The sequence below is a fragment of the Acetanaerobacterium elongatum genome (assembly GCF_900103835.1).
Lineage (GTDB): Bacteria > Bacillota > Clostridia > Oscillospirales > Ruminococcaceae > Acetanaerobacterium > Acetanaerobacterium elongatum.
On record NZ_FNID01000028.1, the window covers coordinates 30,562 to 41,100 of the forward strand.

10 protein-coding genes are annotated in these 10,539 nt (G+C 50.5%); 9 read left to right on the forward strand and 1 reads right to left on the reverse strand.

The features are described 5' to 3' along the window. The first annotated feature begins 29 nt into the window (after nt 1-29). Nucleotides 30-719 (forward strand): epoxyqueuosine reductase, encoded by a 690-nt coding sequence (locus tag BLR50_RS10375; protein WP_092641698.1) that lies wholly within the window; start codon nt 30-32, stop codon nt 717-719. Nucleotides 720-819: 100 nt separating this feature from the next. Here BLR50_RS10375 and BLR50_RS10380 read toward each other — a convergent pair whose 3' ends face one another. Then, nucleotides 820-1,668: an HNH endonuclease gene (locus BLR50_RS10380; RefSeq protein WP_092641701.1), complete on the reverse strand. Its 849-nt coding sequence runs from the start codon at nt 1,666-1,668 to the stop codon at nt 820-822. Between the two features lie 417 nt (nt 1,669-2,085). On the opposite strand from BLR50_RS10380, the gene BLR50_RS10385 reads away from it, so the two are divergent. The 8 genes from BLR50_RS10385 to BLR50_RS10420 all read left to right on the forward strand — a co-directional run bounded on the left by BLR50_RS10385 (nt 2,086) and on the right by BLR50_RS10420 (nt 10,146). Then, on the forward strand, nt 2,086-2,910 hold the full coding sequence (locus BLR50_RS10385; RefSeq protein ID WP_092641704.1) for an amidohydrolase family protein: 825 nt from the start codon (nt 2,086-2,088) through the stop codon (nt 2,908-2,910). 231 nt (nt 2,911-3,141) lie between these two features. Further along, complete coding sequence (locus tag BLR50_RS10390) at nt 3,142-4,107, forward strand: ABC transporter ATP-binding protein (RefSeq protein WP_092641707.1); 966 nt, start codon at nt 3,142-3,144, stop codon at nt 4,105-4,107. After that, nucleotides 4,107-4,811: an ABC transporter permease gene (locus BLR50_RS10395; RefSeq protein WP_092641710.1), complete on the forward strand. Its 705-nt coding sequence runs from the start codon at nt 4,107-4,109 to the stop codon at nt 4,809-4,811. Before BLR50_RS10390 ends, BLR50_RS10395 begins: the two co-directional genes overlap by 1 nt. Further along, on the forward strand, nt 4,811-6,280 hold the full coding sequence (locus tag BLR50_RS10400) for a GldG family protein (protein WP_092641713.1): 1,470 nt from the start codon (nt 4,811-4,813) through the stop codon (nt 6,278-6,280). Before BLR50_RS10395 ends, BLR50_RS10400 begins: the two co-directional genes overlap by 1 nt. Then, nucleotides 6,280-7,788 carry a DUF4340 domain-containing protein gene (locus tag BLR50_RS10405; protein ID WP_092641716.1) on the forward strand — a complete coding sequence of 503 codons (1,509 nt, stop codon included), beginning with the start codon at nt 6,280-6,282 and terminating at the stop codon, nt 7,786-7,788. The genes BLR50_RS10400 and BLR50_RS10405 overlap by 1 nt, the downstream gene beginning before the upstream one ends. A 75-nt stretch (nt 7,789-7,863) precedes the next feature. Further along, on the forward strand, nt 7,864-8,430 hold the full coding sequence (locus BLR50_RS10410; protein ID WP_092641719.1) for a flavodoxin family protein: 567 nt from the start codon (nt 7,864-7,866) through the stop codon (nt 8,428-8,430). 147 nt (nt 8,431-8,577) lie between these two features. Further along, entirely contained in the window at nt 8,578-9,405 is an 828-nt protein-coding gene (locus BLR50_RS10415) for a 4Fe-4S binding protein (RefSeq protein ID WP_092641722.1), read from the forward strand. Then, nucleotides 9,406-10,146 (forward strand): hypothetical protein, encoded by a 741-nt coding sequence (locus BLR50_RS10420; RefSeq protein WP_092641725.1) that lies wholly within the window; start codon nt 9,406-9,408, stop codon nt 10,144-10,146. Nucleotides 10,147-10,539: the final 393 nt, after the last annotated feature.

The following is a 10,539-nucleotide window of genomic DNA, read 5'->3' on the forward strand; positions in this document are numbered from 1 at the left end:
AAGTACGACCGGAAAGGGTGACGGCAAAGATGGAGCAGCAGATTAAGGAGCTTGTTTTGAGCCTTGGGGCGGATGTTTGCGGGATTGCGGGCATCGGGCGGTTTGAGAGTGCGCCCGAGGGCTTTCACCCAAAGGATATCTACCCGGACTGCAAATCGGTGGTGGTTTTCGGGGTTGCCCTGCCAAAGGGGCTTGCCAAGGTGGAGCCGCGGCTGGTTTACGGGCACTACAACGATATTTGCAAACCGCAGGCAGACCGGATTGCCTTATTTGCGGCGAAGGCTATTGAGGAGCGGTTTAAAACCTTCGCGGTGCCGGTGCCGTCGGACAACCCTTATGAGTACTGGGATGCCGAGAAGCTGGAGGGGCGCGGCCTGATTTCGATGAAACACGCGGCCTGCCTTGCGGGGCTTGGCACGTTTGGCAAGAGCACGCTGCTGCTGAACTGCCAATACGGCAGCCTGTTAACCCTTGGTGCGGTACTCACAGCGCTTGACCTTGCCTCCGACCCGATGGCCGATAGTATCTGTATCGCGGGCTGCACACGGTGCATCGATTCCTGCCCGGTTCAGGCGCTGGACGGCAAGGGCGGGGTCAATCAGGCGAAATGCCGGAGGAATACATACGGTAAAAACGCGAGAGGTTTTAACACTGTGGATTGCAACCGATGCCGCACGGTCTGCCCCATGCGGTTTGGCACTCAGCAGCAGGAGAGCTAGCGGTGCCCAAGGCCGGGGATGTGGTGACGGTGCGGGTGCTGAATAAGAATCGAACAAGGATGGGATAACCCGTCCTTGTTCGATATTATGTATTGCGTTTTTAAGGCAAATGCCTATTTAAAACTAGCCCTTCTCGAAATCCATTTGGATATGTATATTCTAAACGCTTCTTATCAAAGACTGGGTTTAACGCATGGATAATGCTATGGTAGTTCGGACACACAATAAGCTGATTATTTGAATTGTTATTTAAGCTGTTAACGTAATAATCAATATGATGTGCTTCAATAACATGAGTGCCATAGGAATCGCCGATGAGTTTGCCGCATATCTGACAGCGGTAATTATAAAGAAGTTTTAGATTCTCACCTATGCTCTTGTTTAATTTTCTGATTTTTATTATTCGCTTATCTTCAATAATAGTTGATGCAATGTCTTCAGCCTCATAATTAAAATTAGTTTCAAATATTCTCTCTTGCTGATTCTGAGTTGCTTGTTTTAAGTAACTGATATCACTAGAATCAATGGTTTCAAAAATATAAGTGTCTTCAAATTCGGTAGTATAAATTGCGATATACTCAATATATTCTTCCGGCAATTTGATAACCGAACGATCATGAGCAGGACGCATTTCCATTTGGGTAAGAATGTATTTATAGCTTTTAGAAAAGCATTCTTGCAATGCCTGTGCAAACAAACCGTTTCTTGGATATCTTATTTGTAGTGTGTCTTTTTTACGTTTAAACTTTTCATTGAAATTAACATTTCTAATCTGTGCTTTATAACTTTTGCCACATAGAAAGATATTGATTTCTCGTGATTGTCCTCTTTGCAGAAAATCACCCATGTTTCGCGCGAAGATTACTTGATTATCAACAGGCAGAGTAATACCTTCCGTTAATAAAGAATAATTCACCTCTGCTGTATAGACATAATTCTCGTCGCCCATTTGAAATCACTTCTTACCCTCTCATATTATGCAGTTTTTTACGCAAACAGGTAATACAAATAATATTAGACAGTATTATTTTACCATGCAAAATCAAGTAAATCAATTAAACAAAAATATTCAACCCACTCAAGATAAGCTACAATGTCAAACGGATTACATTAATAGCACCAGCAATTAAGTAACGCGTCTAAATATACTACAGACTAATTGTAACACCAAATACAATAATGATAATCAATGGAATAACGCGGGCAAAAAACAGCTTTTAATTCAGAGGTGTGTCTCGTTGTGCAAATTCCCTTGAAAACCCAAGAAAATAGGCATATAATTAAAAAGTTATGGAAAAAGGGGAAATACTGTTTTCAATTACTATATAATATTTAAAGTAAGTATTGGAAACTCCCAAAGAGGGGCATGATAGAGACAATGGAACCACGCGAGATATGGGATATGCACTGCCACATCTATCCCGATAAGATTGCCGAAAAGGCGGCTCAGGCCATCGGCAGGTTTTACAATATTGAGATGAGCTACCCGGGCAGAAGCGAGACGCTGCTGGAAAGCGGCGCGCGCATCGGGGTAAAGCACTATCTGGTTTGCTCGGCGGCGACGGCGCCCGAGCAGGTGGAATCGATTAATAACTTTATTGCGCAGGAGTGCGACAATCACCCCGAGTTTACGGGCTTCGGCACGCTGCACCCCGATATGGAGCGGTTTGAGCCGGAGATAAAGCGCCTGATCTCGCTGGGGCTGCGGGGGGTGAAGCTGCACCCGGATTTTCAGCACTTTCAGATCGACAGCCCGCGCGCGATAGAGATGTACAGGGTCGCCTCGGAATACGGGCTGCCGTTTTTGTTCCATACGGGGGATAAGCGCTTTGATTATTCCTCACCGCGGCGGCTTGCAAGCGCCATGGACAAGGTGCCCAGGCTGGTGGCCATTGCCGCGCACTTTGGCGGGTACACGGAATGGGAGCAGGTGGCCGATTGCTTAAACCGCCCGAACGTTTTTTTTGATACCTCCAGCACGCTGTTTGAGCTGCCGCCCAAGGAGGCTGTTTCTCTGCTGCGCACCTTAGGGGTGGAGCGGTTCTTTTTTGGGGTGGACTTCCCGATGTGGGACCACGAGGAGGAGCTGGAACGCTTTAACCGTCTGCCGCTTACCGAGGGGGAGCGGGCGCAGATATTCTCGCTTAACGCCAGGCGCTTTTTTGAGCGTTACCGGCCGGAGGACATTTAAAAGCACAATATCAGCAGGGGTAATTAAGCTTCAAAACAAAAAAAGTAATGATGGTCAACAATTTTTTTATGGTTTGTTTACAAAAAATTCTGGAATCTCTGCTATGATAACAAAGTCATAATAAGTTAACCCGTTTTCGGTATGTTTTCGGGTTATCTGTTATATATAGATGCTGTTCTTTAGTTTCTTCGTTAGGGGCAACCCATTCAACATGATTAGGGAGGAAGAACAATGATTGAGGTAAAAAACCTCACAAAACGCTACGGAGGCAAACGCGCGGTAGACAACATCAGCTTCCGGGTGGAAAAAGGCGAAATCCTTGGGTTCCTCGGGCCTAACGGCGCGGGAAAATCTACGACCATGAACATCCTTACGGGGTATCTTTCATCCACCGAGGGCACGGCGCTCATCGATGAATTCGATATCCTCGAAAACCCGATTGAGGCCAAGAAGAAGATCGGTTACCTTCCCGAGCAGCCTCCCCTCTACATGGATATGACGGTGAAGGATTACCTGGACTTCATGTATGAGCTGAAGAAGGTTACGCTGCCCAAAAAGCAGCATATCAGCGAGGTTTGCGAGCTTGTAAAGATCACCGATGTTTATGGCCGCATTATCAAGAACCTCTCCAAGGGCTATAAGCAGCGCGTAGGGCTTGCGCAGGCACTGTTGGGCAACCCCGATGTGCTTATCCTGGACGAGCCGACGGTTGGCCTTGACCCGAAGCAGATCATCGAGATCCGCAACCTCATCAAGAGCCTTGGCAAGAAGCACACCATCATCCTTTCGTCGCATATCCTGCCCGAGGTACAGGCCACCTGTGAGCGGGTAGTGGTTATTAATAAAGGTAAGATCGTTGCCGACGATACGCCGGACAACCTCTCCAAGAGCCTTTCCACCGACCACAACTTTATTGTGCGCATTGAAGGGCCGGAGGGCGAGGTTATGAAGCTTATCAGCACCATCCCCGGTATGGTGAAGGTAACCAACATGGGCCCGCGTGAAAAGAGCGCGTTTGATTACACCCTAGAGGCGGAAGAGGGCGTTGACGTTCGCCGCGAGCTGTTTACCCGCCTGGCCGACCGCAAATGGCCGATACTGGCGCTCAAGAGCACCGAGCTGACGCTGGAGGACATCTTCCTGCAGCTGACGCGCGACGACGCAGCTGCCTTAACCAATGACGGAGGTGACAAATAATGCTTGCTATTCTAAAGCGTGAGCTGAAGGCGTACTTCGCTTCGCCCATCGGCTACATCTTTTTAGCGGTATTCTGCCTGTTTGCGGGGCTGTTCTTCTTTGCAGGCTGCATATCAAATGCATCCTCCGATATCAGCGTTGTATTCTCTTCGATGTTTACCATCACCCTCTTCTTAATGCCGATTCTCACCATGAGGCTGCTAAGTGAAGAGCGCAAGCAGAAAACCGACCAAGCGCTGCTCACCGCACCCGTAAACCTGTTTGGGCTGGTGATGGGCAAGTTTTTGGCGGCGCTTCTGCTCTTTACCATCGCGCTGTGTGTAACCATTTTCATGGTGCTGCTGCTGGCGGCCATGGGCCCCATAGAGTGGGCGAAGTTCTTCGGTAACTTCTTAGGGCTGTTTTTGGTGGGCGCGTCGCTGATTTCTATCGGCCTGTTTATCTCGTCGCTTACCGAAAATCAGGTAATCGCCGCCGTTGGCAGCTTTGCGGTGATGCTGGCGCTCTATATGCTGGACGCTGTATCCTCGCTGATAAACAACAGCGTTGTGAAGACAATCGTAGACAGCATCTCGATCTCGCAGCGGTATTCCGACTTTACCATGGGCGTGTTCAACTTTGCCAACGCCATCTTCTTTTTAAGCATTATTTCGATATTTATCTTCTTTACCATTCGAGTATTTGAGAAGAGGAGGTGGGGTTGATGAAAGGCGTGAAGAATCTCTTTACCAACCGCCGTTTCAAATACGGCACCTTCGCTACCCTGATAGCCGTCGGCTTTGTTGCGGCGGTTGTAATTATAAATATTATTTCTTCCCTGCTGGTGGATAGGTTCCCCCTTTCGGTGGACCTTACCAAGAACAAGATCTTTGAGGTTTCTGACCAGACCAAGGAGTTTTTAAACACCTTAAACACCGATGTAGAGATTATGGTGCTGGCCGAGAAGAAGGACTTCTTAAACGCCAGCGAATACCATGCACAGGCCATTACGGTGCTGGACACCTACGGTAAGCTCTCAAACAGGGTGAAGATAAGCTATGTAAACCTGGTAAACGACCCGACGCTTGCCTCCAAATACCCTGACCTGCAGCTTACCACCGGCGATATTTTGATTCGCACCGATAAGCGCACCAGAAAGATCGCGGCAAGCGACCTGTTTAACACCGAAATCAACCAGTACACCTACCAGCAAAGCATCACCTCCTCCAAGGCCGAGCAGACCTTAACCTCTGCGCTGGCGGCGGTTACCTCCAACGAGTCGGTGCTGGTAACCTTAATCTCGGGCCACGACGAGGAGGAGAGCAGCGGCTTAAGCGGAATCCTTTCTTCCAACAGCTACGATACCGCCACCGTAAAGCTGGTGAGCGAGGACATTAAAAAGGAATCAAAGTTCGTGGTAATCAACAACCCCAAGCGCGACTTTACCGCCGACGAACTGAAGAAGCTGGATGTATTTTTGAGCAACGACGGCAAGCTGGGCAAAACCCTGCTCTATTTTGCAGGCAGCGAGCAGCCCGCGCTGCCCAACCTGGAGGGCTTCTTAAAGGAGTGGGGCATTGAGGTTGGCACCGGCATTGTATACGAGAGCGACAACAACATGCTGTTCTCTAACAATTACTTTGCCACCAGTGCCGAATACAGCACCACCGATTATGCGGGCAACCTGGCAAGCCGCAACCTGTTGGTGGGTATGCCCAACGGCAGGCCGCTAAAGCAGGTTTATGAAACCAAGGGCAGCATTACCACCACCAAGCTGCTGAGTTACTCTAAGGGCAGCCGTCTGCGCCCGGCCGATGCGCCCGAGAACTATCAGCTTGACCCCAACAAGGACGCACAGGGCCCGTTTGCTGCCGTAATACGCGCGCAGAAGCAGGCTTATATCAATAACGAGCCGCAGAACAGCAATGTGATTGTCTTTTCTACCAGCGTTGCCATAGACGAGCAGCTGACCTCACAGTCGGTTGTGGGCAACGGCGAGTATATCGCGGGTATGCTGAATGATATCAGCGAGAAGAAGAATGCCATCAGCATCGTGCCCAAGGAGATTGGCACCTCGCAGCTGCAGATTAACGGCGCGCAGATGGTTATTATCGGCCTTGTCTTTGTCATCCTGCTGCCGCTGGCCATTTTGGTTTGCGGAATCGTTATTTGGATTAAGAGGAGAAACAGATAATGAGCGGCAAGAAGCTGGGGAAAAAGCCCCTTACATTAATTATCGGCATTGTTGTGCTGTTGCTGCTGGCCGGTTTGATGGTTTATCTGCTGAAAACACCGGCAGATAAGAACGCATCTTCCTCGGCGGCAAGCTCCGAGGGCCCCACAATCCTTGGCAAAACCGTAAAGGACATTAAGAGCGTAGACGTTGTAAACGAAACCGGCAGCTTTACCATCAGCAAATCCGGAGAGAATTACACCGTAACCAACTTCCTGGCGCCCGGCGCCACCGAGGTGAATACACTTTCCGCGGCAAAGTTCTCTTCCTCGGTAATTGCATCCGCGGTAGAAAGCCTTACCACCATGACGAGCGGCGGAACGGTAGAGGATGGCACCAAGAACCTGGCACTCTACGGATTGGATAAGCCCGCAGCAACCCTGAAGATTAACTTTAACGACGGCAAGAGCTTTGCGCTGGATGTGGGCAAAGAGGCGCCGGATAATATCAACTACTATGTGCTTGATAAGCAGGCAAACAAGGTGCTGCTGATTGCGAACACCTCGATGGCGATTTCGAAGAACGCAAAAGAGACCTATGCCGATACCACCCTCTTCCCGACGGCGGAATCGGTAATGCCCGCCTCCTCTGATGCTTCGTCATCCAATTCGCAGGCAAAACCCACCGTAAAGCAGTTCACCTTCGGCGGCACACTGCGCCCCGAACCGGTGGTGCTGGAGCAAAAGCCCGCGACCGAAGCCAAAAACGAGAAATCGGCACTAACCGACAGCGGCTTTAGAGTGGTATCGCCCAAAAACCGTATTGCCGGCCTTAACCCGGTAAGCAAGACGGAGCAGGCGATGTGGGGCGTAACGGCGTCCTCTACCTATGCGGTTGCACCCACCCCCGAGCAGCTGGCCGAAACGGGCCTTGCCGAGCCTTATTCCACCATGAAGGTGGTTTATGAAGGCGGGCAGGCGGAGCTGAAGCTCGGCAAGCAGACCGCGGAGGGCTACTACTGCCAGACCTCGCTGAGCGATGCCATCTTTGTGGTAGCAAAGTCCAGCGTGCCGTGGGCGGAGTATACGGCGTTTGATTTTTACGACAAGTTTACCATCATCCCCAACATCAAGGATGTTTCGGCGCTGACGATAGACGTAAACGGAAAATCCTACCGCTTTGAGATTGGCCACGACAAGAGCGACGACACTAAGATTATTGTAAAGCAGGCCGGCAAGGACGTAAACGACGAGGCGTTCCGCTCGCTCTACCGCCTGTGCATCGGCGCGGCGGGTGAATCTATCTTAACCGAGCAGCCCACCACACCGGCGGTGATGAAGTTCACCTATGAGTATGTGGATACCAGCCGCAAGGCGGATGTGCTGGAGTTTAAGGCGATAAACGAACGCCAGCTCGGGCTGATTGTAAACGGGCAGGGCGATTTCGCCATCCGTTCCATCTATATGGATAAGGTGATTGCCAGCATCGACCCGGTGCTTAAGGGCGAAAAGATCGAGACTGAGTGGTAACTAACCAGTAATGTGATACAGCCGTGAAGGAGAGTAATGCTCTTTCACGGCTGTGTTTTTAAGGAGTGACATCAAATGAAGGTTACGGCTATCTGCGGCAGTGCACATAAAGACGGAAACACCGAAACAATCATGAAGCTGGTGCTGCGGGAGCTGCAGGCACAGCAGATTGAAACCGAGCTGATACCCTTGTGCGACCTTGAGATTCAACCGTGCAGGGGCTGCTTTGCGTGCAGGGGCAAAGGGCAGTGTACTGCCATCAGGGACGATTTCGGAGGGTGCTTTGAGCGGATGGTTTCGGCACAGGGTATTTTGCTGGGCTCCCCGGTATACTCTGCGGATATATCGGCTAAAATGAAAGCGTTTCTGGAGCGCGCCGGTGTGGTGGCGGCCTGCAACCCCGGGCTTCTTAAATACAAGGTGTGCGCCTCGGTGGCCGCGGTGCGGCGGGGCGGGGGGCTTACGACAGTAGACACCATGAACCACTTCTTTTTGAATAAAGAAACCGTTCTGGTGGGCTCCACCTACTGGAACATGGTTTACGGCAAGGAGAGCGGGGAGGTGCTTCAAGACGAAGAGGGTATTAAAAACATGAAGAACCTTGGGGAGAATATGGCGTGGGTGCTAAAGAGATTATTTTGATGAGCGCATAAAAGATGAATATAAAGTGATGTTCCCCTTCCTTCTTCCGTTAGCTGCCGAAAGAAGGAAGGGGGTTTTTTTGCATTGACATACTAATGCCACAATTGCTGTTTATAATGAAGCCAAACCAGAAGAGGGGGCATTACTATGAACAAACCCGGTAAAGGCCGATGGATTCGGCCAACAGTTCAGATTACATTTTTAATGATTGTTTTGCTTACGGCGGTAGGAAAGGGCCTGAAGGAAGCGGGGTTTAGTCTGCCGTTTTTTGAGGAGGCTTCGCTTCACGCCATCTGCCCCTTCGGCGGAGTAGAAACGCTTTACAGCCTGTTTGCCGACGGGCGGCTGATTCAGAAGATACACAGCGCGTCGGTGATTCTGATGCTTGCCGTGCTGGTGATCTCGCTGCTTTTTGGGCCGGCCTTCTGCGGATGGATCTGCCCGTTCGGCACATTTCAGGAGTACATAGGCAAGATAGGGAAGAGGCTTTTAGGCAAGCGGTATAACAACCTTGTGCCAGGGAAGCTGGATAGTATTCTGAGATACCTGCGATACGGGGTGCTCGCCTTGGTGTTGTACAATACCGCAGTTACGGCGAAGCTTGTTTTTCAGAATGCAGACCCGTATTATGCGCTGTTTAATATGTTTAGCAATGAGGTTGCGGTTACGGCATATATCGCGCTTGCGGTAATCGCAGCGCTGTCGCTGGTGGCAGAACGGCCCTTCTGCAAATATGCCTGCCCCTACGGGGCGGTGCTGGGGCTGTTTAATCTGGTGAGGATTTTTAAGATTAAACGCAACGCTGCCACCTGCACGGGCTGTAAAAGCTGCGACAGAAGCTGCCCGATGAATATCGAGGTTTCAAAAAGAACAACGGTATACAACCATCAATGTATCTCCTGCCTGCAATGTACCAGCGAAAATGGCTGCGTAAGGGAGAATACCGTTGCGCTGCAAGCGGGGAGGCAAAAGTAAATGGTGATAAACCAAAAGATTTTAGGCCTGACGATTACGATTCTTCTTTTTGGAACGGTACTGGTTACCGCCGTTACGGGGCTATGGAAAACAACCAATACCAAGGTTCCCGCAAAGTATAGCACCGGTTCTTACCAAAACGAGTACAATCCCGCGGACATACGGGGCTCGTACACGTTTGGAGAAATCAGCGAACTTTTCGGTATACCGCTTGATGACTTAGCGAAAGCCTTTGATGTACGGCAGAACGCGGCGGCGTTTCAGTGCAAGCAGCTGGAGGCGGGCTACGAATGGGCGAAAGCCGAGGGAAAAGAGGTTGGAACAGATTCTGTGAAGCTGTTTGTCGCGCTGTATAAGGGGCTGCCGATAGAGCTGAGCGACAGCACCTACTTCCCCAAGCCGGCACAGGCAATTCTGCTGAACAGGGAAAGCATTACAACAGAGCAGAAAGCCTTTGTTTCGGCGCATCTTGTGGAAAAGCCAAACACGGCGGCATCTTCAGCCGCCCCAAGCGCCACAACACAAGAAACCGCCTCGAGCGGCGGGAAGACTGCGTCCATTACGGGCAAAACCACCTTTGACGAGGTAATCGCGTTAGGGGTTGGGAAGGAGAGCCTGGAAAAGCTGCTGAACAAGCCTGTTTTAGATACCTCGGTTACCGTTAAAGACTTCTGCACGCAAAACGGCATAGAGTTTTCCGGCATCAAAAGCGGCATACAAGGGCTGATTGACGCGGCGTGAAAATAAGAGAGGCAGGTCATAACGGCCTGCCTTAGGCTGCCGAAAAAGGTTAAATTGAAATAACATTGCGAGGCGGACATGCGCCGCCGGAGCAATACCGCTAAAAATGTCTGCGGTGAGCAGACATTTTTGCTTGGGGGTGTTCATGAGGGGGACGGCTGAAAAACCAAACCACTTGGTTTGGTGACGAACGAAGTCCCCCTTATGGAGCGTGTCGAGTTTCTCGACACGCTCAGGCAGGTCATAACGGCCTGCCTAGCTTTAATTCCCGCAGAACCTCCCTAAGCGGCAGGCCCTTTACGCGGTGGGTTTTGTGCGCCGCGCTGCCGCTTTCGGAATAGGTGTAGACAATTACATCGCACAGGCCGATTCGTTTTTGAAATAGGTTCTGGC